29 protein-coding genes and 3 tRNA genes are annotated in these 22979 nt (G+C 71.7%); 14 read left to right on the plus strand and 18 right to left on the minus strand.

Annotation, left to right across the window (positions count from 1 at the left end; translation table 11 throughout):
* Positions 1-141: 141 nt before the first annotated feature.
* From CUC05_RS12360 to CUC05_RS12380, 5 genes are all read right to left on the minus strand, one after another.
* Positions 142-804 (minus strand): hypothetical protein, encoded by a 663-nt coding sequence (locus CUC05_RS12360; RefSeq protein WP_108666424.1) that lies wholly within the window; start codon positions 802-804, stop codon positions 142-144.
* A gap of 167 nt (positions 805-971) precedes the next feature.
* The gene (locus tag CUC05_RS12365; protein ID WP_276308894.1) at positions 972-1430 is read right to left on the minus strand and encodes a helix-turn-helix domain-containing protein; all 459 of its coding nucleotides are present in this window, start codon (positions 1428-1430) and stop codon (positions 972-974) included.
* Between the two features lie 165 nt (positions 1431-1595).
* Positions 1596-2585: an asparaginase gene (locus CUC05_RS12370; RefSeq protein ID WP_108666425.1), complete on the minus strand. Its 990-nt coding sequence runs from the start codon at positions 2583-2585 to the stop codon at positions 1596-1598.
* A gap of 72 nt (positions 2586-2657) precedes the next feature.
* Positions 2658-3206, minus strand: a complete 549-nt coding sequence (locus CUC05_RS12375; protein WP_108666426.1) for an RsiG family protein — start codon at positions 3204-3206, stop codon at positions 2658-2660.
* A gap of 73 nt (positions 3207-3279) precedes the next feature.
* On the minus strand, positions 3280-4317 hold the full coding sequence (locus tag CUC05_RS12380; protein WP_108666427.1) for a M23 family metallopeptidase: 1038 nt from the start codon (positions 4315-4317) through the stop codon (positions 3280-3282).
* Between the two features lie 127 nt (positions 4318-4444).
* On the opposite strand from CUC05_RS12380, the gene CUC05_RS12385 reads away from it, so the two are divergent.
* From CUC05_RS12385 to CUC05_RS25880, 4 genes are all read left to right on the plus strand, one after another.
* Positions 4445-5431 (plus strand): DUF4388 domain-containing protein, encoded by a 987-nt coding sequence (locus CUC05_RS12385; protein WP_170127998.1) that lies wholly within the window; start codon positions 4445-4447, stop codon positions 5429-5431.
* Positions 5432-5470: 39 nt separating this feature from the next.
* Complete coding sequence (bcp, locus tag CUC05_RS12390) at positions 5471-5938, plus strand: thioredoxin-dependent thiol peroxidase (RefSeq protein WP_108666429.1); 468 nt, start codon at positions 5471-5473, stop codon at positions 5936-5938.
* A 91-nt stretch (positions 5939-6029) separates the two neighbouring features.
* On the plus strand, positions 6030-7529 hold the full coding sequence (locus tag CUC05_RS12395) for a putative bifunctional diguanylate cyclase/phosphodiesterase (protein WP_108666430.1): 1500 nt from the start codon (positions 6030-6032) through the stop codon (positions 7527-7529).
* Positions 7526-8419, plus strand: a complete 894-nt coding sequence (locus tag CUC05_RS25880) for a sensor domain-containing diguanylate cyclase (RefSeq protein WP_170127999.1) — start codon at positions 7526-7528, stop codon at positions 8417-8419. The genes CUC05_RS12395 and CUC05_RS25880 overlap by 4 nt, the downstream gene beginning before the upstream one ends.
* A gap of 183 nt (positions 8420-8602) precedes the next feature.
* Here CUC05_RS25880 and ygfZ read toward each other — a convergent pair whose 3' ends face one another.
* Both ygfZ and CUC05_RS12410 read right to left on the minus strand, forming a co-directional pair.
* Positions 8603-9535 carry a CAF17-like 4Fe-4S cluster assembly/insertion protein YgfZ gene (gene ygfZ, locus CUC05_RS12405; RefSeq protein WP_108666432.1) on the minus strand — a complete coding sequence of 311 codons (933 nt, stop codon included), beginning with the start codon at positions 9533-9535 and terminating at the stop codon, positions 8603-8605.
* Positions 9536-9909: 374 nt separating this feature from the next.
* Positions 9910-10623 carry a hypothetical protein gene (locus tag CUC05_RS12410; protein WP_157965499.1) on the minus strand — a complete coding sequence of 238 codons (714 nt, stop codon included), beginning with the start codon at positions 10621-10623 and terminating at the stop codon, positions 9910-9912.
* 195 nt (positions 10624-10818) lie between these two features.
* On the opposite strand from CUC05_RS12410, the gene gnd reads away from it, so the two are divergent.
* From gnd to CUC05_RS12430, 4 genes are read left to right on the plus strand one after another with little or no spacing between them, the layout of a single operon-like run.
* Complete coding sequence (gene gnd, locus CUC05_RS12415) at positions 10819-11742, plus strand: phosphogluconate dehydrogenase (NAD(+)-dependent, decarboxylating) (protein WP_108666434.1); 924 nt, start codon at positions 10819-10821, stop codon at positions 11740-11742.
* Positions 11735-13186, plus strand: coding sequence for a glucose-6-phosphate dehydrogenase (gene zwf, locus CUC05_RS12420; protein WP_108666435.1), 1452 nt, complete (start codon positions 11735-11737; stop codon positions 13184-13186). The genes gnd and zwf overlap by 8 nt, the downstream gene beginning before the upstream one ends.
* Entirely contained in the window at positions 13186-13842 is a 657-nt protein-coding gene (locus CUC05_RS12425; RefSeq protein WP_108666436.1) for a 6-phosphogluconolactonase, read from the plus strand. The genes zwf and CUC05_RS12425 overlap by 1 nt, the downstream gene beginning before the upstream one ends.
* 40 nt (positions 13843-13882) lie before the next feature.
* The gene (locus CUC05_RS12430) at positions 13883-14293 is read left to right on the plus strand and encodes a DsrE family protein (RefSeq protein ID WP_205712299.1); all 411 of its coding nucleotides are present in this window, start codon (positions 13883-13885) and stop codon (positions 14291-14293) included.
* 62 nt (positions 14294-14355) lie between these two features.
* On the opposite strand, the gene CUC05_RS12435 is transcribed toward CUC05_RS12430, so the two are convergent.
* The 9 genes from CUC05_RS12435 to CUC05_RS12475 are packed head-to-tail and all read right to left on the minus strand — an operon-like array spanning position 14356 to position 19034.
* The gene (locus CUC05_RS12435; protein WP_108666437.1) at positions 14356-14844 is read right to left on the minus strand and encodes a thioredoxin family protein; all 489 of its coding nucleotides are present in this window, start codon (positions 14842-14844) and stop codon (positions 14356-14358) included.
* Positions 14844-15290, minus strand: a complete 447-nt coding sequence (locus CUC05_RS12440; protein ID WP_108666579.1) for a DUF4395 domain-containing protein — start codon at positions 15288-15290, stop codon at positions 14844-14846. The genes CUC05_RS12435 and CUC05_RS12440 overlap by 1 nt, the downstream gene beginning before the upstream one ends.
* 37 nt (positions 15291-15327) lie before the next feature.
* Positions 15328-16059, minus strand: a complete 732-nt coding sequence (locus tag CUC05_RS12445; protein ID WP_205712300.1) for a phosphoadenylyl-sulfate reductase — start codon at positions 16057-16059, stop codon at positions 15328-15330.
* On the minus strand, positions 16056-16433 hold the full coding sequence (locus CUC05_RS12450; RefSeq protein WP_108666439.1) for a DsrE family protein: 378 nt from the start codon (positions 16431-16433) through the stop codon (positions 16056-16058). The genes CUC05_RS12445 and CUC05_RS12450 overlap by 4 nt, the downstream gene beginning before the upstream one ends.
* Positions 16434-16440: 7 nt before the next feature.
* Positions 16441-16794 (minus strand): hypothetical protein, encoded by a 354-nt coding sequence (locus CUC05_RS12455; protein WP_108666440.1) that lies wholly within the window; start codon positions 16792-16794, stop codon positions 16441-16443.
* On the minus strand, positions 16791-17102 hold the full coding sequence (locus CUC05_RS12460) for a hypothetical protein (protein ID WP_108666441.1): 312 nt from the start codon (positions 17100-17102) through the stop codon (positions 16791-16793). Before CUC05_RS12460 ends, CUC05_RS12455 begins: the two co-directional genes overlap by 4 nt.
* A 1-nt stretch (position 17103) precedes the next feature.
* Positions 17104-18078: a sulfurtransferase TusA family protein gene (locus tag CUC05_RS12465; protein WP_108666442.1), complete on the minus strand. Its 975-nt coding sequence runs from the start codon at positions 18076-18078 to the stop codon at positions 17104-17106.
* Positions 18079-18135: 57 nt separating this feature from the next.
* Positions 18136-18774, minus strand: a complete 639-nt coding sequence (locus CUC05_RS12470; protein WP_157965500.1) for a hypothetical protein — start codon at positions 18772-18774, stop codon at positions 18136-18138.
* Positions 18775-18776: 2 nt separating this feature from the next.
* A complete protein-coding gene (locus tag CUC05_RS12475) occupies positions 18777-19034 on the minus strand; it encodes a MoaD/ThiS family protein (protein WP_108666444.1) in 258 nt (85 codons plus the stop codon).
* A 78-nt stretch (positions 19035-19112) separates the two neighbouring features.
* Here CUC05_RS12475 and CUC05_RS12480 point away from each other — a divergent pair, with 78 nt between their 5' ends.
* Positions 19113-19793: a winged helix-turn-helix transcriptional regulator gene (locus CUC05_RS12480; RefSeq protein ID WP_108666445.1), complete on the plus strand. Its 681-nt coding sequence runs from the start codon at positions 19113-19115 to the stop codon at positions 19791-19793.
* A 67-nt stretch (positions 19794-19860) separates the two neighbouring features.
* Positions 19861-20487 (plus strand): hypothetical protein, encoded by a 627-nt coding sequence (locus CUC05_RS12485; protein ID WP_108666446.1) that lies wholly within the window; start codon positions 19861-19863, stop codon positions 20485-20487.
* Positions 20488-20499: 12 nt separating this feature from the next.
* Here CUC05_RS12485 and mshD read toward each other — a convergent pair whose 3' ends face one another.
* Complete coding sequence (gene mshD, locus CUC05_RS12490) at positions 20500-21474, minus strand: mycothiol synthase (RefSeq protein ID WP_157965501.1); 975 nt, start codon at positions 21472-21474, stop codon at positions 20500-20502.
* Between the two features lie 129 nt (positions 21475-21603).
* Between mshD and CUC05_RS12495 the strand changes: the two genes are divergently transcribed.
* From CUC05_RS12495 to CUC05_RS12505, 3 genes are all read left to right on the plus strand, one after another.
* Positions 21604-21675: transfer RNA gene (locus tag CUC05_RS12495), tRNA-Lys, on the plus strand.
* A 54-nt stretch (positions 21676-21729) separates the two neighbouring features.
* A tRNA-Asp gene (locus tag CUC05_RS12500) sits at positions 21730-21804 on the plus strand.
* Positions 21805-21827: 23 nt separating this feature from the next.
* A tRNA-Phe gene (locus CUC05_RS12505) sits at positions 21828-21904 on the plus strand.
* Positions 21905-21959: 55 nt separating this feature from the next.
* On the opposite strand, the gene CUC05_RS12510 is transcribed toward CUC05_RS12505, so the two are convergent.
* On the minus strand, positions 21960-22439 hold the full coding sequence (locus CUC05_RS12510) for a MarR family winged helix-turn-helix transcriptional regulator (protein ID WP_108666448.1): 480 nt from the start codon (positions 22437-22439) through the stop codon (positions 21960-21962).
* Positions 22440-22548: 109 nt separating this feature from the next.
* Between CUC05_RS12510 and CUC05_RS12515 the strand changes: the two genes are divergently transcribed.
* Entirely contained in the window at positions 22549-22935 is a 387-nt protein-coding gene (locus CUC05_RS12515) for a DoxX family protein (RefSeq protein WP_108666449.1), read from the plus strand.
* Positions 22936-22979 lie beyond the last annotated feature (44 nt).

The following is a 22979-nucleotide window of genomic DNA, read 5'->3' on the forward strand; positions in this document are numbered from 1 at the left end:
CGGACAGGGCACGACCCCCGCACCGGACGGATGCGGGGGTCGTGGTGTGGCGGGAGCGAGGCGGCGGGTGCTCCACGCCGCGGCGGGATGTGCACGGGGACGGTCGAGGCGGTGCAGGCCCGACCGTCCGGTGCGACGGGGTTACTCGGCGGTGCGACGCAGGCCGACGCGCTCGGCAGCCTGCTCGACGCGGTCCTGGCCCTGCTCGACGACCTTGCGGAGGCTGGTCACGGCCTGGGCGACCTGGGTGCGGGCCGTCTCGGTGCGGTCCAGCGCCTTCTTGGCGGTCTCGTTCCTGGACAGGGTGTCGACGACCTTGCGGCCACGGGTGGCGTAGGTCCCGAACTCCTTGCGCGCGGTCTCGACGCCGTCGTTCAGCTCGGCCTGCAGCTTGGCGGGGGCCTCCTTGACGAAGGTCTCGACCTTGCCGCGGGTCTCGGCGACGAAGGACTCGGCCTGCTCGGTGCGGGCCTTGCCCAGCTTCTCGAGGCGCTCGGGCAGCTCACGGGCGACCTCGACGACACGGTCGCTGGCGCCGACGGTGGCGTAGGCGTAGTCGGTGACGAAGCCCTTGACGTCCTCCGCAGCCAGGTCGACACCGGCGAGGGACAGGCGGAAGCCGTCCTGCGCCCTGGTCGTGGTGGCGGTCCCGGTGGCGGCGGTCTTGGTGGTCGCGGCCTTCTTGACCGGGGCCTTCTTGGTGGTGCTGGCCTTGGCGGTGCTGGCCTTGGCAGTGGTGGCCTTGGCGGTCGTCTTCTTGGCGGGGGCCTTCTTGGCGGTGGTCTTCTTGGCGGTGGTGGCCATGGTGGTGTGTCCTTCTCGGGAAGTGCCCGTCATCGGGCAGGTGTGTGCATGGGTGGGAAGGGTCAGGGGGGCCAGCGGACCGCTGGAGGGCGGAGCACGGTTCGACGCCGGCCGCCCCTGACCACACTTGCTGGGCACCTCATCGGCGCCCGGTCGTCATCGACGACCTACGAGGCGTGCTCCTCGGCCTCGCCAGGTGCGTCGTCGTCGGCCTGGCGAGTCGTGTCGACCTCGTCGTGGCCGGCCGTGAACGACCTGTAGATCTCCAGCAGCGCCCGGCGCTGCTTCTCGGTCAGCGTCTGGTCGCTGAGGATGGCGCTGGCCAGGTCCGTCTGCCGTTCCTCGAGGATCCCGGCCTTGACGTAGAGCGTCTCGGCGCTGATGCGCAGGGCGGACGCGATGGACTGGAGGATCTCCGCGGACGGCTTGCGCAGGCCGCGTTCGATCTGGGAGAGGTAGGGGTTGCTGACCCCGGCGCGCTTGGCGAGGTGGCGAACCGACAGCTGCGCGGCCTCGCGCTGCTCCCGGATGAAGCCGCCGAGGTCGCGGACGCGACGGTCGGCCGCATCGGCGACGTCCCTCACGGTGTCACCCGCGGCGTCGATGGCGTCCTTCGGATCCTTCACGGCACTCACCTCACCCTCGGCTCTTGATGGTCTGGAGTCTCGGAGGGCACTGCTTGCCCCCGTTGTCTGCAACGTTAACAGTTGCAAGCACTGCGTGCAAGAGTTAGCACCAACTATTTTCGTGCGATTCCGCGGGGTCGACCGGCGGACGGTCGCCGGGTCGTGTCAGGAGAGGCCGAAGGCTTCGGTGGCCCGGGTCGACAGCTCCGGGACCGCGCTGATCCAGCCGTGTGGAACGCCGCCCCCGAGCACCGGAACCCGACGCACGTCCGGGGCCGGAACCCCGCCCAGCGCCTCGATGACGGCGGCGGTGGCCGGGCCGGCCGCACGGTCCGCCCCGTCCTGGATCTTGACGGCGATCCCGACCGGACCGAGCCGCTCGTGGACGAAGCCGCAGCCCATGACACCCTCGGCCCCTCGCTTGGCGACGACGCGGGCGTCCGCCAGCATGAGCTTGGTGTCGGGCAGGGACGGACCCCCGACCAGCTCGGGGTGGACGACCATCGAATCGCGAACTGCAGCAAGCGCCGGTGTCGTGCCTGCCGCGAGGCGAGCGAAGCCGGTGGCCAGACTGCCCGGGGTGGTCAGCCATGCCGGCGCGCCGCACCCGTCGATGCCCGGTCCCTGCGGCTGCCCGTCGAGGATCTCGGCCAGGGCCCGTGCGATCCGCTGCTGCAGGACGGTGTCGGTGTCGAGGTAGCTGGCCGGGTCGTGCCCCGCGGCGACGTGAGCCCACAACATCCCGGAGTGCTTGCCGGAGCAGTTGTGCGACAGCGTGGTGGGTGCGTCGAGCTCGACCCGTACCGCCTCGTTGATCGGCCAGTCCGGGGGACACCGCAGCGCCGACTCGTCCAGGCCCGCCTCGGCCAGCACCGATGCGGCCGCGACCTGCTGGTCGTCTCCGCCGTCGTGGCTGGCGCTGATGATCGCCAGGTGCTCCTCGTCCGGCTGCAGGCCCAGGTCCTGCAGCGTGGCCAGCACGGCGGTGGTCTGGAACGGCTTGAGCGCCGACCGCGGGTAGACGGGCCGCGTCGCGTCGCCCGCCAGCGTCGTCACGGTGCCGTCGGGTGTTGCCACGACGACGTCGCCGACGTGGCCGGACTCGATGACACCGTCACGGGTGACGGTGACCAGCAGGGAGGTGGAGGAGGGCATGACGGCCGGCAGCCTATGCGCTGGTGGCGGCACGGCACGGCCCGTGGACCGGCCGGTGGGCCGATCAGCCGGTCAACCTTCGACGGTCCTGACGACGTCGTTGATGGAGGCGGCTCCGTCGCGGTAGCGCGCGATGAGCTCCTGCTGCAGCCGGTCGAGGTTGTCCATGACCTTGCGGCGCAGGGCGGAGATGGCCTGCTCCTCCTCCGTCAAGCGCTGCACGGCGGCGACCAGCTCCGGATCGGACAGGTCCGGCAGCCGTCCCAGCGGCATCTCCTCCAGCACCCGGTCACCGCGGCGACGACCCTGCGGGCCACTCGGCACGTAGACCTCGCTGTTGCTGACCGACCGTGCCCCGCCGGCGACCTCGTCGGTCAGGATCGTCGTCAGCGTGGAGACGAGCGAGTCGGTGTCGGACCCCTCACGACGCTGGAGCTCTGCCCGGGCGATGTCGAGCTGGCCGTGCAGCAGGCGGCGGGCGTAGGACAGCCGCGCCTCCTCCTCGCGACAGTCGTCGCGCATCGTGCGGATGTCCGCGGGCGTCAGGTCGGCGAGGCCGTCGAGGAAGTCCTCGTCGGTGATCCGGTCGATGCGCCGGCGGTACGGGGCAGGGTCAGTCATCGTGTGTTCCGGAGTGTAGACCGATGCGATGCACCGACGGGCTGGCCGTGCACGGACGCGACCGACGACGTGGTCATCGGCAGAGCGCCGCAGCCAGGGGGAAGGGGTTGATCGGTCCGCCGTCGCCGGGGTGGAACTGCCAGTGGAGGTGCGGGGGCGTGCCGGCCGCGTTGCCGCTCTGTCCCGTGGCGCCGATCAGCTGGCCGACGGTGACCGTCTGGTAGTCCGTCACGTAGGCCGCCGACAGGTGGGCGTAGTAGTAGCGGTTGCCGAGGTTGTCGATCAGGTCGATGGACAGGCCGCCGAGGGTGTTGTGGAAGACCCGGCGGATGTAGCCGTCGGCGACGGCGAACTGCGGCATGCCGTAGGCCGCGAACATGTCGGCCCCCTGGTGCCGACGACCGCCCGATCGCGGGAACCCCCACGAGTCGATGAAGCCGTTGGGCTGGCCCAGCGGGCACGTCATGACCTGGGTGCCGCCGGGCAGGGTGACCTCGCGCAGGATGCCGGGAGGCACGTAGCCGAAGGACGCCTGATAGCCCGTGGAGACGAGCTGCTGCCGCTCGGCGTCCTCCTCCGCCTCGGCGAGGGCTTCCTCGGCCGCCGACACGGCCGCGGCCGCCTCCTCCAGGGCGTCGTCGAACACGACGGTCAGGTTGCGCAGGTCCTGCATCGCCGACGCGGTCCCGGCCTGGATCCCCTGCTGGTTGGCGACGTTGTCGACCACCCGCTCCGCGGCGGCGTGCAGGCTGACCGCCTGCGCGGCGGTCTCCGTCGCAACGGTGGTCATCACCGCCGAGGCGTGGAGGGCAGAGCCGACGTCGGGGGCCAGCAGGAACGCCCCGGAGGTGCGCAGCAGGTCGACCCCCGGCTGCTTGTAGGCCTGCCGGATCTGCTCGGCACGTCGTGCCTGCGCATCCCTGACGGCGGCCTCGGCCTCCTCGACCTGGGTCTCGGCACCCGACAGCTCGCCCTCGAGTCGCTCGGCATGGGCCAGCGCCTGCTCGTACCCCGAGGCGAGGTCGTCGAGGCGGTCGAGGGTGTCGTCGTAGGTGCGCTGGGCGTCCTCGAGGTCCCGGGTCGCCTCGATGACGTCGGCGTCCTCCGACACCGACGAGCTCCCCGTCCCCTGGACTGCCGCGGCCGGGATCGCGAGCAGCACGACGAGGCCGGCGGCGACGACCGCGGCCGGCCAGGCATGTCGCTGGAGGAACTGGGCCAGTTGCTACGCTCCCGTCGTGGAGTCCGGTCGACTGCAGAACGAACCGACATCGGTAGTGTGCCGGCGTCTGGCCGCCGAGTCACGGACCGGCTGTCTCCACCTGCTGCCCGACGAGGCATCCGGCGAGCCCGAGGTGCGGATCTGGTTCCGTGAGGGGCGGATCCACACCGCGGTCGCCACCGAGGGTCGTCGCCGGCTCGGAGAGATCCTCGTGGCCGAGGCCGGGTTGCCGCAGGGCAGCCTGGACCGTGCGCTGGACCACCAGCGTCGCGAGCCGGGCGACGTCAGGATCGGGGACGTCCTCGTGGACATGGGGCTGGTCGACCGCGAGACCCTGCGTGACGCCGTGCGGGACCAGATCCTCGAGACGCTGGCGCTGGCCATCGGACGCCGTCGTGGTGCATGGCGGTTCGTCCCGGACGCGGCGGTGAAGTGGGACGTGCCGCTGGGCTCGGGCATGCAGGATGCGCTGATGGAGGCGTCGAGGCGGCTCGACGCCCCCGACGTGATCGCCTGGCGGTTGGGCGGCATGGACGCCGTGGTCGACTTCGGCTCCGACGATGCCGACGTGCGGATGTCGTTGCGAGCGCGCGAGTGGGCCCTGCTGACCCACATCGACGGACGCAACTCCATCGCCGAGATCGCCCGGCGAGCGGGGGAGGACCCGGACACCACGGCTCGCGTCGTGCACGGCCTGCACGCCGCTGGGGTGGTGCACGTGCTGCGTCCACCCGCCCCGTCCTTCGACGACCTCCGGGCCGACCTCGTCGGGGTCAGCGATCGGCCTGCCCCTCCCGCGGGCACGGACCCCGGCCACGGGGCACCGGCCGCCGAGGGGCCGGACGACCAGGCGCGACGTGCCACGCCGGTCGCGGTCGTGCCGGTGCCGCCGCCACCACCCATCCCTCCGCCGCCGCGCCCACCGCCGGACCCCGAGCGCCCGTCGCCGGTGGCGTCCTCGGCTGCCCTGTTCGCGGATCTGGCCGACGATCCCGCAGACTGACCACCCGAGCACCCTCGACCAGATCAAGGACGTGACGACGTGAACGTCGCCGCAGGCGATACCGCACCCGACTTCGAGCTCCCCGACCAGGACGGCAACACCGTCTCCCTGTCCGGACTGCGAGGTCAGCCGGTGCTGCTGTACTTCTACCCCCGGGACGAGACACCCGGCTGCACCATCCAGGCGCAGCACATCCGCGACAGCTGGGCGGACTTCACCGAGGCCGGCGTGGCGGTCCTCGGCGTGTCGCCGGACACCGTCGACAGCCACCGGTCCTTCTGCGACAACCACGACCTGCCGCACACGCTGCTGGCCGACCCGGACCACGAGGTCATGGAGGCCTACGGGGCGTGGGGCGAGAAGACCCTCTACGGCAGGACCTCCATCGGACCGATCCGGTCCTCCGTGCTGATCGACGCCGAGGGCACCGTCGTGAAGGTGTGGAAGCGGGCCCAGGCCAAGGCCCACGCCGAGCGCGCGCTGAAGGCGATCCAGCAGCTACTGTGACCACCGTCGGGGTGCCGTCCCTCGCACCGTCGGGCGGTTCACCGAACCTGCCTGCCGCGAGACCGCCCGCTGGCATACGGTATGGCCCGTGATGGTGCACTCCGTGGTGGGCGCGGACGATCCCGAGGGGGAGCGTGCGTCCGACGGTGCTGCCCGTGCACGCCTCGTGGCAACCGGTGTGGTCGTGGCCTGTCTGGTGGTCCTCGGTGTCGTCGTTGCCGGACAGGCCCCCGCCGCCCTCGTCCCCGTCGTGGTCGGCCTGCTCGCCGCCGGCGTGCTCGGTCGCCCCGTCGCGACACCGGTCCCGACCGGCGAGGAGGCGGTCCCGGTCCCAGAGGAGCTGCCCGGTCGACCCGAGTTCGTCGCCGCCGCCCAGACCCTGCTCAGCGAGGGCGAAGGCAACCCCGCGGTCCTGGTCATCGTCATCGACGGATTCCGAGACGTGCAGACGGTGCTCGGCGACACCCCCGCCGAGGAGGTGCTCGCGGCCGTCGGCCAGCGCATCGCCGAGGTGGCCCAGGACTGGCCCGCGGGGTCGTTGGGCGGCGAACGCTTCGCGGTGGCGATGCGTGCCCGTCCGTTCCTGCCTGCCCACCACCTCGCCCGACGGATCCGCGAGCGCATCGCCGAGCCGATGGTGATCGGCGGGGTGTCGTTGCGGCTGCGCGCCTTCGTCGGGATCGCCCAGGGAGAGGGTGGGGCTGAGGTCCTGACCACACGGGCGACCATCGCTGCGGCCACGGCCCACGACACCAACGAGGGCCTCGTCGTGCACCAGCGCGAGGACCCCGCGGTCGTCCGCCGTCGGCTGGACATCGTGAGCAGCCTCTCCGATGCCCTCGAGCAGCCCGACGAGCGCGGGTTCAGGCCGCTGTTCCAGCCGATCGTGGACGGCGACGGCGTGCTGATCTCCGCGGAGGCCCTGGCTCGCTGGGACGACCCCACGCTGGGGGCGATCACCCCCGACACCTTCATCCCGCTGGCCGAACGCACCGGTCTCGTGGCGCCCCTCTTCACCGTGATGCTCGCCCAGTCGCTGCTGGACTGCCGGCGCTGGCGGGACGGGGGTGTGCAGGCCGGCCTGTCCATCAACGTGTCACCGGTCAACCTGCGCGACCCGCTGCTGACCTCCGAGCTGACCGCCCGCCTGGAGGACGTCGGCCTCAGCCCCTCCGACGTGACCCTGGAGATCACCGAGTCGGCGGTCATCGACGACTACTCGTGGGCGCTCGTGACCCTCCGGGAGCTGCGCAAGCTCGGCTTCGGCGTGGCCCTGGACGACTTCGGGATGGGGTACTCCTCCCTCGGACGGCTCCACGACCTCCCCGTCTCGGTGGTCAAGCTGGACCGTTCCTTCGTGTCGGGCCTGCCCGGAGACGAACGGTCCGTGGGCATCGTCAGGGCGACCGTCGACGTGTGTCGCCTGCTCGGCCTCGTGGTCGTCGCCGAGGGCGTGGAAACCGACCAGCAGGCCGACATGATCCTGGAGATGGGCGTGGACCGAATGCAGGGGTTCCTGTTCTCCCCGGCGATCAGCGTCGACGAGATCATCGCCGGTCCGGTGGTCGCGGGATGGGAGGCAGGCCGATGACCCCCAGCAGCGACCTGCCCCCGTGGTTGATCAGCGGTGTCGCCGACATCGTGCTGACCAGCTCGCCCACGCCGACCGGGGTGCTGAACCTGGAGCTGCGCCACGTCATGGTCAACCAGGCGCTCGGCAAGCTCTACGGCGTCGACCCGCGGACCGCCACCGGATCCACGCCCGTGCAGCTGCTGGGTCACCTCGGTGGGCAGATCGAGCAACGCTGTCGGGCCGTCGTCGGCACGGGACGGGCCGAGCTCGGCCACGTCGTGACCGGCGTGCCCTCGACCTCACCCGAGGGCGAGGTGCACTGGCAGGTCGACTGCCTGCCGATCAGCCACGAGAACGGACCGCCGGGTGCCCTGCTGCTGGTCGTCACCGACATCACCGCGCGGACCCGGGCGATGCGCAGCCTCAACGAGCAGCGCCGGTCCCTGGCCTACCAGGCCAGCCACGACCCGGTGACCGGACTGGCCAACCGGTTCCAGCTGCTGGAGGTGCTGCAGTACCACCTGTCCGGGCAGAGCTTCCCCAACGTGCTGATGGTCGACCTCGACGGCTTCAAGGAGGTCAACGACGTCCACGGCCACGCCGCCGGCGACCAGGTGCTGGCGACCATCGCCGACCGCCTGCGCAGCAGCGTGCGAACCGAGGACCTCGTCGCGCGCTACGGCGGTGACGAGTTCGTGCTGGTCATCCGGCCCAACGTCGACGCCCAGGCCTTCGCCGAGCGCCTCGTGGACCTCATCGCCGACCCCATCCCGTGGGCCGGCAAGCAGCTGTCGGTCGGCGCATCGATCGGCGTGGCCGAGGCCGGCCCGGGCGACTCGGTGTCCGGCCTGCTGCATCGCGCCGACGAGGCGATGTACGAGGTGAAGGCGGACCGCAAGGGCGCCTGAGCCGGGCAGCAGCCGACCGAGGACCCCCCGGAGCTCGTGAGGAGGCCCGCAGGGAGGCGACTCGGCTGCCCGGCAAGTGAGGACAGCCCGGGCAGCAGCCGACCGAGGACCCCCCGGAGCTCGTGAGGAGGCCCGCAGGGAGGCGACTCGGCTGCCCGGCAAGTGAGGACAGCCCGGCAGGGTTCAGGCGCCGCGGAGGGGGAGGCCGGCGCCGACGCGCGCACGGACGCGCACGACCCCGCCGGGGGTCTCGACGGTCTCGGGCAGCTCGCCGTCGACCAGCGGCAGCAGCGCCATCGCGACGGTCCGTCCGTCACCCGTCGCGGCGGCGCTCGTCACCTCACCCGGACGGCGTCCCTCGCCGAGGGAGTCACCGGCGGCCAGGGCCTGGTCGGTCTCGACGACGGCCAGGGCCCGGCGTGGACGGCCGAGGTTGAAGATCTTGGCGATCGACTCCTGACCCGGGTAGCAGCCCTTGCGCAGGTGCACGTGGGTCGGCAGCAGCCCCAGCTCCTGGGTCCGGCGGCCGGCGGTGATCTCGCTGCCCCAGCCGGGACGACCCGTGGCGATGCGGTGACGCTCCCAGTCCTCGGCGGACGCCAGCGGCAGGCCGCGGTCCTCCACGAGCTCCTCGACGCGGTCGTCGACCCAGGACGTCGGTCCCAGCAGGTCGACCCCGCCGTCGCGGTCACGGATGACCAGCCCCTCGCCGTGCGGGGCTGCGGTGCCCGGCTGGCTGCGTGCCCCGGGCGCGTCGACCTCGCCCGGACCGCGGAGGCTCGCCAGCGACCACTCGCCCGTCATGTCGGTGACCTCGACCTGCATCATGAACCGGAAGCGGTCCAGCCGGTCGGCGATCTCGGCGACGATGTCGGAAGGGACCAGCAGCAGGACGTGCTCGGCGTGCACGACGAGCGTGCCCGCCGCGAGGTGCTCGCCCTTGGCGTCGAGGTACAGGAACTCCGCGACGTCGCCGGGTCTGGTGCCCTCCACATCCTGGCTCAGCAAGGAGTGCAGGTAGCCGATGCGGTCGGGACCGCCGACGCGGATCACACCGTCGGGCCTGCGGTGGATGGCCGGGATGTCGGTCAGCAGGTCGGTGGGGGGCTGGGTCATGGCTCCACGGTAGCCACGGTCGCGCAGGTGGCCGGGTCCGTTCCGAGTTGTCCCTTCCCCCGCGTGCGCACGGAGCTAGACTCACCGGCACGACTGAAAGGAGGTGGTCCAACCACAATGACCAGTGATCATTGCGTGACCGTCGAGGTGATGCGCCGCTAGGCGTCCTCGGTTCTTCTTGCATCCGGAACCGATCACACGGACGCCGATGCGAATCCACGCTCATCACCCGCTACGTGGTTTGCGGGACGTGGTCACACCCGCCGAGGCGCACTGCGGTGCACCGGCAGAGACCGCTGAGTGTTGGATGCACAAGTGAAAACTGGCACCGCCCGGGAGTGATCCCGGGCGGTGCTGCTGTTCGGGGAGGGTCGTCAGCGGGTGACGAGCTCTCGTTCGGGGATCGTCAGGCCAGGGGTGGCCTCGACGACGGCCTGCTCCGGGGTGCGTCCACCGGCCGCCCAGGCCAGGCCCAGGCCGGCGACCAGCAGGGTCAGGCCGATGCCGGCGACGAGGGCGGCCACGCCGGCCCCCAGCTGCAGGGTGGAGGCGGTGACGGTACCGACACCGAGCTCACCGAACAGGCCGTGCACGGTGCCGGACCATGCCATCTCGCGTGCAGGCCCCTCGATGGGGTGCATGCGGTCGAAGCCGGTCCAGTAGCGACCGTCGACCTCGAAGTCGTAGGTGCCGGCGTCGAAGGTCTCGCCGTTGTACTCCACGGCCTCGTCCAGGACGACCGTCTGCGTGCCGTGCAGGACGTGGTAGCCGACCGTCGCCATCTGGAACATGTACTCGCTGGCGGTGTTGACCAGCGGGTCGGCCGGGTCGAAGTCGGCCTCCACGACCGGGTAACCCCAGTCCTCGGTCAGGAGGGTCATGATCGCCTCGGCGCCTGCGGTCTCGCCGCGGTCGATCAGCTGACCGTCCTCGTTGTAGGACAGCGTGACGTTCTGCGCTTCGCTGAACGCCTCCAGGCTGTCGTAGCCGGCGGACACCTGGGTCCAGGCGTAGCCGCCGCCGATCAGGAACGCCATGCCGAACGCGGCAAGGACGAACCCAAGGGTGCGGAATCGTGTGGTGAGCATGATGACCTCCAAGTCATCGATCTTTCGGGGGTGGCTGATGTCACGACCAACAATCGCCTTCTGCCCGAGATCGCCCAAGGCCCTGTGGCACGCGTCCCGCGGGACCAAGGTCCCCGTCGGTCCGGGGCCATGGGTCCCGACCGTTCTCACCGTTGATCCAGTGCGCCGGCGGCCGAGTTGCGCAAGGATCGCGCCATGCAGATCGGGATGGTCGGACTCGGGAAGATGGGCGGCAACATGACCGTCCGCCTGTTGCGCGGGGGCCACGACGTGGTCGCCCACGACGTCAGCGCCGAGGCGGTGGCATCGGCAGCGGAGGCGGGCGCGACGGGGGTGGACTCCCTCGAGGCGCTGGTGGCCGCCATGCCCGCGCCACGGGTCGTGTGGGTGATGGTCCCCTCGGGGGAGATCACCGAACGGACCGTGCGGACCCTCGGGACCTTGATGGATGCCGGGGACGTGGTCGTCGACGGGGGCAACTCGCGCTTCAGCGACTCCGTAGCCCTGGCCGAGTCGCTGGCCGAGGACGGCGTGTTGATGGTCGATGCCGGCACCTCCGGCGGCATCTGGGGCCTCGATGAGGGGTACTGCCTGATGGTCGGCGGGACCGACGAGGCGATCGAGCGGCTGTCGCCGGCGCTGGAGACGCTGGCCCCGCCGGACGGCTGGGCGCACGTCGGCCCGGTCGGTGCCGGCCACTACGTCAAGATGATCCACAACGGCGTCGAGTACGCGATGATGCAGGCCTACGCCGAGGGGTTCGAGCTGCTGGCCGCCGGCGACTTCGGCATCGACCTGCACCAGGTGGCCGAGGTGTGGCGCCACGGGTCGGTGGTGCGCTCGTGGCTGCTGGACCTGACCGCCCGTGCCCTGGATGCCGATCCCGGGCTGGAGCAGCTCGACGCCTGGGTGCCCGACTCGGGCGAGGGCCGCTGGACGGTGCAGACCGCCGTCGACCTTGCCGTCCCCGCCCCGACCATCGCCGCCGCGCTGTTCAACCGCTTCGCCAGCCGTGAGGACAACGCCTTCGGCCAACGGCTGCTGGCGGCGCTGCGCAACCAGTTCGGCGGGCATGCCGTGAAGGCGGCGGGACCCTCGGAGGGCCCGGCTGATGGGTGATCGCGACCTGACGCCGCCGGATGCGGTCATCGTCCTGTTCGGCGGCAACGGCGACCTCGCACGCCGCAAGCTCATCCCGTCGCTGTGGGACCTCCATCGTGCCGGGCTGATGCCCGAGAGGTGGGTGCTGATCGGGGCGTCACGCTCCGACATGGCCGACGAGGCCTACGGCGAGTTCGCCCGCGACGCACTGGCGGAGTTCGACCGCGAGGTGACCGCCGACGACGAGGACACGTTCACCGAGTTCGCCAGCCACCTGCGCTACCGCGGGGGCGGGTTCGACGCCGATGACCCCTCGCGCATCGCCGACGCCGTCGCCGAGGCCGAGCAGGAGATGGGTGGCGAGCCCACCCGGCTGTTCTACCTGGCGGTCCCGCCGTCGGCGTTCGGCCCGATCACGGAGGGACTCGGCGCGGCGGGGCTGCACGAGCGAGCCCGTGTGGTGTTCGAGAAGCCGTTCGGGACCGACGCGGAGTCCTTCGCCGAGCTCGACGACACCGTCCGCTCGGTGCTGACCGAGGAGCAGATCTACCGGATCGACCACTTCCTCGGGAAGGAAACGCTGCAGAACGTCCTGGCCCTGCGGTTCGCCAACGGCATGTTCGAACCGGTCTGGAACCGCCAGCACATCGACCACATCCAGATCGACTCGCCCGAGTCGATCGACATCGGCAGCCGTGCGTCGTTCTACGAGTCGACCGGTGCGCTGCGCGACATGGTCGTCACCCACCTGTTCCAGGTCCTGTCGATCATCGCCCTCGAACCACCCGTGTCGCTGGACCCCTCGCCCTTGATGGACGAGAAGCGCAAGGTCTTCGAGTCGATGTCGACCCTTCGATGCGAGGACGTCGTCTTCGGCCAGTACGAGGGCTACACCGACGCCGAGGGGGTCGCGGCGGACTCCACGACCGAGACGTTCGTCGCCGCTCGCATCGAGATCGACAACTGGCGCTGGGCCGGCGTGCCGATCTACCTGCGCACCGGCAAGGCGATGGCGGAGAAGCGGCAGACCATGACGTTGGCGTTCAAGCGGCCGCCCCGGCAGATGTTCGCCGCCCATGGCCTGCGGCCCGACGCCCACGACCACCTGACCCTCGACATGGCCGGCGACCAAGGGGTGACCATCTCCTTCCTCGCCAAGCGTCCGGGCCCCCGGCTGCGCCTGGGTGAGGCGTCGATGCGCTTCAGCTACGAGCAGGACTTCGGGGCGACGGGCGGGGTGCAGCTGGACGCCTACGAGCGGCTGCTGCACGACGCGTTGCTCGGCGACCGCACGCTGTTCACCCGGGCCGACGGCATCGGCCGAACGTGGGAGCTCGTCAAGCCGATCCTCGACCGTCCGCCGCGTGCGCTGCCGTACGCCCGGGGGTCGTGGGGGCCCGAGGCCGCAACCGACCTGATCGCCCCACGCACCTGGCACCTGCCGGAGGACCACGAGCACTGATGGCCGACACCCCGACCCTCGAGGTCCTCCCCGACGAGGCAGCCGTCGCCGCCCGCACCGCCGAGCTGATCACCGACGTCCTGGCGCAGCCGTTGCCGGCCGGCCGGACCTCGCCCAGGGCGGTCGCCCTGTCCGGCGGCGGAACACCCAAGGCGATGTACCCGCTGATGGCCGCCGTCGACGCAGTGCCGTGGGAGGCCGTGCACGTCCTGCAGGTCGACGAGCGACAGGTCGGTGCGGACGATCCGGCACGCAACTGGCTGGCGATCCGCGACACGCTGGTCGTCCCGACCGGTGCGGTGGGACACCCGATGCCGCTCGAGGGGGACGACTACCCGGTCCCCGAGGTCGTGGACGTGGCCCAGCTGGGGATCGGGACCGACGGCCACACGGCCTCGTTGATCCCGGGTGACCCCGTGCTGGACGTCACCGGCGTCGACGTGGCGTTGGCCGGCCCCTATCAGGGGGCGGTCCGCCTGACCCTCACGGCCGAGGCGATCAACCGCATCGGCGTGCTCGTCTGGCAGGTCGTCGGGGCCGACAAGCACGTGGCGCTGCGACAGCTGATGGACGGGGACCCGTCGATCCCGGCCGGCCTGATCCGCCGAGGGCCTCGGGTGATCGTGGTCGCCGACGACGCCGCGGCCCACGGCTGAGCCACACTGGCGGCCGTCCCCTCCCTTCCCAGGAGCCCTCGTGTCCGACCCCACCCCGTCCGACCCCACCCCGTCAGATCGGGCCGCCCTGTCTCGCCTGCTGGTGGTGAAGGCCACCCACGCCGCCGACGATCCCGAGCGGGCCAACCTGGCCTGCAACGTCGCCGCCGCGGGCGTGGCCGGCGGGGCCGACGTACACCTCTTCCTCGCCATGGAGGGGGTGCGGCTGGCACTGCCGGGGATCGGCCGCGCCATCGAGGTCGAGCACGCCGCAGGAGTCGAGGAGCTGCTGGACGCCGTCTACGCCGCTGGCTCGGTCACGGTCTGCACGCCGTGCGCGGCCCGTCGGGGGCTGGAGCCGTCGAGCTTCCGCGAGGGCACCGCGATGGGCGGCTCGGCCCTGTTCGTCGAGCTCGCCACCCGGCCGGACGCCACGGCGCTGGTCTACTGACCGCGTGTCGGGTAACGGGCCGCCCGTCGCAGGAACCCGACACGCGCGTTCGCGACGACCGGTCAGGCCGGCTGGGGGGCCGTGGAGCCCAGCAGGGCCAGCAGCTCGTCCTCGCGGGGGACGCCGCTGACGCGACCCAGCAGATGCCCCTCGTCGGTGATCAACAGGGTCGTCGGGGCGCGCATCACCCGGTGGGACCGGGCGAGGTCCAGCGCCTCGGCGACGTCGAGGGCCACGATGCCGACGTCGTCCCGGCCGGCGACGGCCCGCTCGAGCACCTCGCGGGTGGCCACGCAGGGGCGGCAGTTCGGGGCGGTGAACTCCACGAACACCAGCGGCGTCGACGGGGTGACGGCGACGGCCAGGTCAGCGGCCTCGACCGGCAGGGTGGACCACCGCGAGGTGGACGATCCCGCGACCGGGTCGGGCCGGTCGTGGTCGGGGTGGGGGCGGTCCGCGGTACCACGCACACGACCGTCACGGGCCTTCCACCACGCGCTGAACACCGCGGTGGCCCCGATCACGATCAGCAGGACGAGGACGCGATCCATCAGGCGGTACCTCCGCGCAGGCGCTGCCCGACGGCGTACATCTCGCAGCCGACGCAGATGCCGGTCGCGGCCAGCAGGCCCGACAGGGCGACCACGACGAGGACCAGGCCCCAGCCGAGGGTCGAGGCACCCACGAGGACGGCAGCCAGCCCAGCGCCGCTGAAGATCAGGCCCATCACCTGGCTGAACCGCGGTCCCGCCTCGGGCTCGGTCTCCGGTGGCGGGCCCAGGTCGAAGCGTCGCTTCACGAACCGGAAGACGTTGCCGTACGGCGACCAGCGCAGCCCGGCGATCGCCGCGACGGCGAACACGACGACCTGCACGGCCAGCACGGCTGCCGACTGGGTCAGGTAGGCCGTCGCGAGGACCACGAAGGTCAGCGCGGCGGAGAAGCGTGGTCCGCGGACGTCGATCATCAGCGGTGTGGGAGAGGTTGGCTGTGGCATGTCGGTCACCTCGACTGCGAGGGGAGGGGACGCGCGGTCAGACGCGCGGGGTGGATTCCAGGTGGATGCCGCACTCGGTCTTGCTGCGGCCGGCCCAGCGGCCGGCGCGGTCGTCCTCGCCCGGTGCGGTCGGGCGGGTGCAGGGGGCGCAGCCGATCGAGCCGAAGCCGCGGTCGGCCATCGGGTGGGGCGGCAGGTCGTGCAGGCGGCGGTGGCCGGCGACGTCTGCTGCCGTCCAGGCCGCCAACGGGGCCACCTTCAGCAGCGTGCGGCCGCCCTTGTCCGCGGTGGCGACCACCGGCGTGGTCGCCCGGTCGGGGGTCTGGGACCGCCGCACGCCGGTGGCCCAGCCGTCGTAGCCCTGCAGCACCTCGTCCAGCGGGGCCACCTTGCGCAGCGCGCAGCAGACGTCGGGGTCACGCAGGTACATGGCGGGGCCGTACCGGTCGGCCTGCTGCGCCACGGTCAGCTCGGGGTGCACGTCGATCACGTTGCGCAGTCCCAGCCGGTTGGCCAGCAGGTGGCGGTAGGCGAGGCTCTCGGCGAAGTGGAAGCCGGTGTCGAGGAACAGGACGGGCAGGTCGGGGTCGACCTCGGCGACGAGGCTCAGCAACGTGGCGGCGTCCGCACCGAAGCTGGACGTGACGGCGAACCGGGGGATGCAGGCCCTGGCCCAGCGGAGGATGTCGATGGCTGGGGCGCCCTCGAGCTCGCGGGCAGCCTCCTCGACATCGATGTCCGACAGCGCCGGGATCAGCGTGTCGGTCACCACGTGAGGACCCCCTCGGCGTTGGCGATGGCCTGTGCCACGTCGTCGTCACCGACGACGTCGATGCCGCGCAGCAGGTCCTCGGGACCGATGCCCTGACGGGCCATGGCCGGCTGGTGTGCGACGACGCGGATCCCGCTCTCCAGCAGCGCGCGCAGGTCGTGTGCGGCGGCTGCTGGGGGGAACGGGGCGTCGCCGATCCGGCGCGGGGGTGTCTCGCCCTCGGCGACGGCCAGGCGCACGGCGTCCTCGAGCAGGACGACGACCAGGTCGACGTCCTGGGTGACGGCGTAGGCGTTGGCCTCCAGGGACGGCTCGGCACCACGGGGGGCGCCGGGGGCGTGCCGGATCAGGCTGACGAGTCGACGGGGCATGGTGCGCTCAGCTCCCCACGCCGACGGAGAGGACGAGGTCGGCGTCGCGGACGACACCCCACAGCTCGGCGTGGTCGCCCTCGATGACGCCAGTGGCCTGCCGGCCGTCGACCCCCAGGGCCACGCTGGCGTCGGTCTCCACGATCCACTGCAGCGGCCCGCCGAGGACGCCCTTGCGGATCAGGCCCTCGACGGCCTTCGCGACGGGGTGGGTGCCGGCGGACAGCACGGCAGCCTCGTCGTGGGCGAACACCCGAACCGTGACGCCACGTTCGACGAGTCGTTCGACCAGCCCGAGCGCCGTGATCGTCTGCTCGGTGGCGCTGCCGGCGTTGAGGACCAGCGCGGCGGAGGCGATCACAACCACACCGCCTTGTCGGTCCCGTCGACCAGCAGGTCGCCGACCGCGGGGATGTCGGTGGGCTTGATGCCGTCGGCCACCGCCGTGGCGGGGATGCCCCGTCGACGAAGCGCATCGACGTCGACCAGCACGGCGGCTCCGGCCGCGAGCGACGTCGCGACGCGGTCGTTGGAGGGGTGGGCAGGGCGTGCCAGGTCGGCGCCGCGGTCCAGCAGGACGACGGTCACCTCCTCGCCCTTCTGGCTGAGCAGCGCGGACAGGTGGAGCGGCCAGCAGTCGCCGGCGGACAGCAGGACGGTGGTCCGCATGTCAGGCCTTCTCGATCAGCAGGCGGATGGCGGGGCGGCCGCCGGCATCCTGTGCGCGTTCGACGGCGAGCAGGGAGTGGCCGGCACGGTCCGCCCAGCGCGCGAAGGAGGCCGGCGAGCCCGGCCCCTCTGCGAGGACCTCCAGGACGTCACCTGCGTGGAGGTCGGTCATGGCACGCATGGCCTCGACGACGCCGCTGTCGCGCGCCTGGCCACGGGCGTCGAGGGTGGCGGCCGGGGTGATCGTTGAGCGGGGGGCGCGACCACCCGTGGCCCGCATGCGCCACACACGACCGTGGTGGGCCCCGCCGGAGGTCTCGGCCAGGTCGACCATGACGCCCGACCCCTCGGTGGCGCCGGCCAGCAGGCCACGCTCGAGGGCCTCGGCGAGCGCCGGGTCGAGTCGCTCGACCAGGGCGACAGCCGGCGACAGGCCGCTGACCTCCGCCCAGTCGCTGCCCGCACGGTCGACGCGGGCGTCGGGGGCGTAGGCGCGGATGGCCCGGACGGCGCGCTGGGCGGCGTCGGTCATCGCGCGGGACGTGGGTGGTTCGCCCGGCAGCGCGCTGACCAGCCGACGGCCCTCGTCGCGAGATGCCTCCAGGGCCCTGGCGACCAGCGGCGGGCCGCCGGGGCGGTCCAGCAACGTGACGAGCAGGCGCACCATCAGCGCGGCGGCGGCACCGCCGGCGGGCTGCGCGGCGCTGTCGAGGACCGCGTGGTCGTCCTCGACCTCGGGGCGGGCCCGGTAGACGCGGGCGGGACGGCCACCGCCGGGGTGCTTGCGCTGCCCGACGGTCAGGAGGCCGGCCTCGGCGAGCAGTCCCAGGTGGGTCCTGGCGACGTTGGGGTGCAGGTCGAAGGTGTCGGCGACGTCCCGGACCGTCAGGGCGCCGTCGACCTGGCGCAGGTGGTCGTAGATCCCTGCGCGGGTCGAGGAGCCGAGGGCTCGGGTGACGCTGACCGTTCCGGACATGGCCCTGTTGTACCCACTCGACCCCCGGCGCGGACAGTGGAAACAGTACTTAACCGGTCAGCGCGTGTTGAGCAACGTTGGCAACTCAAGCCGTGCGGTGACCACGAGCGCGTTGTCCCCGGCCTCGACGGTCACGAGGGTCGTCCCGGCCGGCAGGGGCGGCAGGGACATCGACAGCGGGGTCGGGAGCAGGCGGATGCGGTCCCCGGCGAGCGTGGGACGCAGGCGCACGCCGACGCGGGGCATCCCCGCGAAGCCCGTGCGCGGCCAGCGAACCGTCACCGCGCCGTCGCCGATCTCCAACGACCCGCGGACGCCGGCCCGGCGCAGCACCTCCGCCGCCGGCACGCGCGCGACGAGCAGCCCGGTACCGGCGACGACATCCAGGCGGACCCCGATCACCAGGCCGACGAACGACAGCCGGACCTCCTCCATCTCGACACCCGGGAGTATCGCGCGGTCGCAGCGGGCCAGGACGATGGGCACCCGGCGCCGCAGCAGGCTGGGCAGGAGCGGCAGGACCGGCACGGTCACCACGAGGTCGTCGCTGGGGGCCAGCACGTCGGCGATCAGGGCGGCCGTCCGGGCACGGACGGCGGCCCGTGCGAGCAGCTCCACCGTCGCCAGGCCGAGGACGGCGAGTCCCGACATCGCCAGCCCCGTCGCGGCGGGGCCCAACCCTGCAATGGCCGGCACGGCTACCCTCCGGCGAATGGTGGCAGCAACGCAACCTCGGCACCTGCGGTGACGGTGCGCTCGGATTCCGGGTCGGTCGGCGTGCCGTCGACCATGACCGCCGCGACACGCAGGCGATCGGCGAAGCGTTGGCCGAACCGCTGCGACAGCTCGTCCAGCAACGCCGGCAGCGTCGTGGGCGCGTCCACGGCCACCTCACCGGTGCCCGCGGCATCGCGCAGCGCGGCGAACAGCCTGACCGTGACCACAGGGGTGTCCATGGCGTCGAATCCTAGTCGCTGCTCGATTTTGCTAGCGTTGCCCGCTGTCGGAACGAGGACAAGAGGAGAAGGACGGCCATGCAGCTGCTGGTGCTGATCGGTGGGACGGGGCGTCCGACCGAGCTCCTGCCTGCCCTGGAGTTCCTTGACCACACGCTCGTCGCGGCCACGCTGGAACCCGACTCGCTGAGCGCCGCACCCGACTGCGAGGTCATCGTCGTAGACGCCACCTCCAACCTGGCGGGAGCCTCCCAGACCTGCCGTGCCGCCGCGACCAGCGAGGTGCAGCGGCCGATCCTCGTCGTGGTGGGCGAGGGCGGGTTGGCGGCCCTCAAGCCGACGTGGGGGTTCGACGACATCATCCTTCCCAAGGCCGGCCCGGCGGAGCTGGAGACGCGTATCCGGTTGCTGGCGGAGCGCGAGTCGGCGACCGGTGGCAACGTTTCGCGCGTCGGGGACCTGACCATCGACGAGAACACCTACGTCGTGCGGTTGCGCGGCGAACCCGTCGACCTGACGTTCCGGGAGTTCGAGCTGCTCAGCTACCTGGCGGCGAACCCCGGGCGCGTGTTCACCCGCTCGCAGCTGCTGGCGGAGGTGTGGGGCTACGACTACTTCGGGGGCACCCGGACCGTCGACGTCCACGTCCGCCGGCTCCGCGCCAAGCTCGGCCACGACTACGACATGATGATCGGGACCGTCCGCGGGGTGGGCTACAAGCTTGATCCTCAAGCTGCGCAGGGTTCTGCCGATACCTGATCGGGACGACGGGTCGACGCCGGGCCGTCGGCATGCTCGAATATCCCCTGCCGGAAGCTCGACCAGAATGACCGCCACCGCCGTGGACCTCGAACAGCAGCTCGAAGCCGAGGATGGCGTGATCGACGTCGATCGCGTGATGCCTCACCTCGATTTCCCCTGGGCATCGCTGCCCCCCGGGCCCCGTCGGTGGGCGCCGACCGACCTGTCGGTGGAGGTGGAGGAGGACACGCTCTCCGCGGTCCGCCTGACCTATCGCACGGTCGGCGACCGGGCCGTCGTGGTCGCCGGGGTCCGTCCCGACGTCGACGTCGACTGGATGGCCGAGCGCATGGCCACCCCTCTGCTGTTCGCGCAGCTCCGCAGGACCAACGCCGGCGTCGCGCCCGCGTCGCTGATGGCGGCGCTGGAAACGGAGATGCAGTGGGACGAGGCGACCGACGACGGCTGGACGTTCGGCAGGTGCGGCGTCGGATCCCGTCCGGTGCGCCTGGCACACCGGACCAGCGAGGACGGCCACGTCATCGTCGCCGCGTCCGGCGTCGCGATCGAGGAGCTGACCACGCTGGTCGGCGGCCTGATCGACCTGACCGACGACCCCGAGGCCGCCGACGAGCTGCACGTGCGCCATCGCCGGGCGCTGGCCCAGCGCTGGTGGGACGCCCCCCGCACCCCCTGGACCCCCGACAACTAGGGGTCGGGCACCTCAGGCGGGACGGAGCAGGGCCCTCGACGTCGCCTTCGCCGGCGGGATGTCGTCGCTGAAGCAGACCTCGCGGTAGCGCGTCTCGAAGCCCTCGGAGGTGTAGAGGGCGACGGGGCCGGCGCTGGCGCAGTCGACGTAGAGGACGAGGTGGTCCGAGCGAGTGGCCAGGTGGCGCATGCCCTGGCGCAGCAGGATCCGACCGAGGCCCATGCCCTGGGCGCGCGGGTGGACGGCCAGCACGTAGACCTCCCCCTCCGGACCGTGTGCGGGCTTGCCGCCGTTGGGTTCGTGCTCGTGCCACTTGGTCCAGTGGAAGCCGAGCGGCTCGTCCCCGCGGAAGGCCATGAACAGGCCGTCGGGGTCGAACCAGTCCAGGCGACGTCGCTCGGCCAGGTCCTCGGCGGTCCAGGCCCCGTTCTCGGGGTGACCGACGAACGCGGCGTTGTTGACCTCCAGGAACGCCTCGTCGTCCTCGCCCGGACGGTAGGTGCGGAGCGTCACGCCTTCGGGCAACGGCTCGGGCTCGGGGATCCCGTCGGTGCCGCGGACCATGTAGGCCAGCTCCCGCTGGATCGCGAAGCCCATCTCGTGGGCGAGGGTGTCCTGCGGCGTCTCCACGCGGTGCACCCACAGGAACATCCGTCCGCCACCGGCGCGGGCGACCAGCCGACGGGTGGACTCCAGCAGCGCGGCCTGCACGCCCTCGTCCTGGTGCGCGGGATGGACGACCATCTCCACGGCCAGGCGGGGGTCGTCGGGCCCGGGGTTCCAGCGCAGGTGGACGTAGCCGATCAGCTCGCCGGAGTGGGCGTAGGCGAGGATGCCGTCCCAGTCCGCGGCACCCACGGACAGGTGGGCCATCTTGTGCTCACCGATGGGCGCGTGGCCCTCGATGCGGGTGGTCGTGTCCACGAGCGCACGGATGTCGGCGAGCGCGTGGGCGTCGAGGTGGCGGTGGATCTCGAAGTCGGTCAACGCGTCCGAGGGTAGGCCGAGGAAATCGATTTGGCGCAGACCCCGGATGAGGCGCTACACTCTCCGCTCCGCCGTCCGGTTGAACTTCTCGGTGGAGCCAACGGGCCACGACGCAGGTAACCTGCCGACGGGCCGTTAGCTCAACGGGTAGAGCTCCGGACTTTTAATCCGGCGGAGCGGGTTCGAGCCCCGCACGGCTCTCGTGGAATGCTCGAAGAACTGAATACGCCAGAACCGAGGACATCCTCAACACGAGGACCTGTGGAGCAGCTAGGAGTGCTCGTCACCCTGTCAAGGTGAAGGCCGCGGGTTCAAATCCCGTCAGGTCCGCTCGGTACACACAAGTACATCAAGGTCAGGTAGCTCAGTTGGTACGAGCGTCCGACTGAAACTCGGAAGGTCGGCGGTTCGACCCCGCCCCTGACCACCACGATCACCTCAACGCCCCGGTCCGCCGGGGCGTTGCTGCGTCCGGGCCCAGACGATCACGCCTCGCCCCACGCAGCCCCGACACCGGGCACGACGTTGTCGACGATCGCGGATGCGATGTCCCGCATCTGCTGGACCTGACCGGGCTCGAGCACATCGAACACCGCCTGGCGGACCGACTCGACGTGGTCCGGCGCAGCTGCCACGAGGTGCCGCTGACCCTCGTCGGTGAGCGTGGCGAGGGTGACCCGGCCGTCCTCGGTCGAGCGGCAGCGCTGGAGCCACCCGCGGGACTCCAGCCGCCGAGCCGCATGTGACAACCGCGACAACGACCCGTTGGCCACCTGCGCCAGCTCGCTCATCGGCCGGGTCCGGTCCGGCGACGACGACAGACCGGCCATGATCGAGTACTCGAAGAAGGACAGGCCGTGGGGCCGAAGCGTGTCCTCGAGCTGCCCGGGCAGGACCAGCAGCAGCGCGGAGAGCCAGCGCCAGGCCTGCAGCTCATCGGGGGACAACCATCGCGTATCCGTCATGCACCACAGTGTGCCGAAGAAAACACTTGAATGTTCAATCTCCTTGGGTACCGTGTCGTTTAGTTGAACGTTCACGTGAACGTCGAAGCCTCGAAACGGAGCCCAAGAAATGAACGCTGCACTCTGGACCATCCAGATCGTCCTCGGACTCGTCTTCCTCGCCGCTGGTGCGATGAAGGCCACCAAGACACCCGACGAGCTCAAGGCATCCGCCGGTGAGTCCATGGGCTGGGTCGACGACGTGTCGGCCGGACAGGTCCGCACCATCGGCATCCTCGAGGTGCTGGGTGGCATCGGCCTGATCCTTCCCCCAGCCATCGACGTCCTGCCGACCCTCACCCCGATCGCCGCGACCGGCCTGGTCGTGACGATGCTCGGCGCCATCGTCGTGCACATCCGCCGCAAGGAGTACGTGCCGTCGGTCGTGGTCAACGCCGTCCTCGGTGGCCTCGCCCTCGTGGTCGCGGTCACCCGCTTCGGCCCGCAGGCCTTCTGACCGTCTCCTCCTGATCGTCGCCGGCCCGGCCCGGGAGGGCGGAC

Origin of the sequence: Euzebya rosea (assembly GCF_003073135.1) — a bacterium.
GTDB lineage: Bacteria > Actinomycetota > Nitriliruptoria > Euzebyales > Euzebyaceae > Euzebya > Euzebya rosea.

Excerpts from the sequence above, each read along its gene's own strand:
- CUC05_RS12360 (WP_108666424.1), bottom strand. The coding sequence starts at position 804 with ATGGCCACCACCGCCAAGAAGACCACCGCCAAGAAGGCCCCCGCCAAG.
- CUC05_RS12370 (WP_108666425.1), bottom strand. The coding sequence starts at position 2,585 with ATGCCCTCCTCCACCTCCCTGCTGGTCACCGTCACCCGTGACGGTGTC.
- CUC05_RS12375 (WP_108666426.1), bottom strand. The coding sequence starts at position 3,206 with ATGACTGACCCTGCCCCGTACCGCCGGCGCATCGACCGGATCACCGAC.
- CUC05_RS12395 (WP_108666430.1), top strand. The coding sequence starts at position 6,030 with ATGGTGCACTCCGTGGTGGGCGCGGACGATCCCGAGGGGGAGCGTGCG.
- CUC05_RS25880 (WP_170127999.1), top strand. The coding sequence starts at position 7,526 with ATGACCCCCAGCAGCGACCTGCCCCCGTGGTTGATCAGCGGTGTCGCC.
- ygfZ (WP_108666432.1), bottom strand. The coding sequence starts at position 9,535 with ATGACCCAGCCCCCCACCGACCTGCTGACCGACATCCCGGCCATCCAC.
- CUC05_RS12410 (WP_157965499.1), bottom strand. The coding sequence starts at position 10,623 with ATGCTCACCACACGATTCCGCACCCTTGGGTTCGTCCTTGCCGCGTTC.
- gnd (WP_108666434.1), top strand. The coding sequence starts at position 10,819 with ATGCAGATCGGGATGGTCGGACTCGGGAAGATGGGCGGCAACATGACC.
- zwf (WP_108666435.1), top strand. The coding sequence starts at position 11,735 with ATGGGTGATCGCGACCTGACGCCGCCGGATGCGGTCATCGTCCTGTTC.
- CUC05_RS12425 (WP_108666436.1), top strand. The coding sequence starts at position 13,186 with ATGGCCGACACCCCGACCCTCGAGGTCCTCCCCGACGAGGCAGCCGTC.
- CUC05_RS12435 (WP_108666437.1), bottom strand. The coding sequence starts at position 14,844 with ATGGATCGCGTCCTCGTCCTGCTGATCGTGATCGGGGCCACCGCGGTG.
- CUC05_RS12440 (WP_108666579.1), bottom strand. The coding sequence starts at position 15,290 with ATGCCACAGCCAACCTCTCCCACACCGCTGATGATCGACGTCCGCGGA.
- CUC05_RS12450 (WP_108666439.1), bottom strand. The coding sequence starts at position 16,433 with ATGCCCCGTCGACTCGTCAGCCTGATCCGGCACGCCCCCGGCGCCCCC.
- CUC05_RS12460 (WP_108666441.1), bottom strand. The coding sequence starts at position 17,102 with ATGCGGACCACCGTCCTGCTGTCCGCCGGCGACTGCTGGCCGCTCCAC.
- CUC05_RS12465 (WP_108666442.1), bottom strand. The coding sequence starts at position 18,078 with ATGTCCGGAACGGTCAGCGTCACCCGAGCCCTCGGCTCCTCGACCCGC.
- CUC05_RS12475 (WP_108666444.1), bottom strand. The coding sequence starts at position 19,034 with ATGGACACCCCTGTGGTCACGGTCAGGCTGTTCGCCGCGCTGCGCGAT.
- CUC05_RS12480 (WP_108666445.1), top strand. The coding sequence starts at position 19,113 with ATGCAGCTGCTGGTGCTGATCGGTGGGACGGGGCGTCCGACCGAGCTC.
- CUC05_RS12485 (WP_108666446.1), top strand. The coding sequence starts at position 19,861 with ATGACCGCCACCGCCGTGGACCTCGAACAGCAGCTCGAAGCCGAGGAT.
- CUC05_RS12510 (WP_108666448.1), bottom strand. The coding sequence starts at position 22,439 with ATGACGGATACGCGATGGTTGTCCCCCGATGAGCTGCAGGCCTGGCGC.
- CUC05_RS12515 (WP_108666449.1), top strand. The coding sequence starts at position 22,549 with ATGAACGCTGCACTCTGGACCATCCAGATCGTCCTCGGACTCGTCTTC.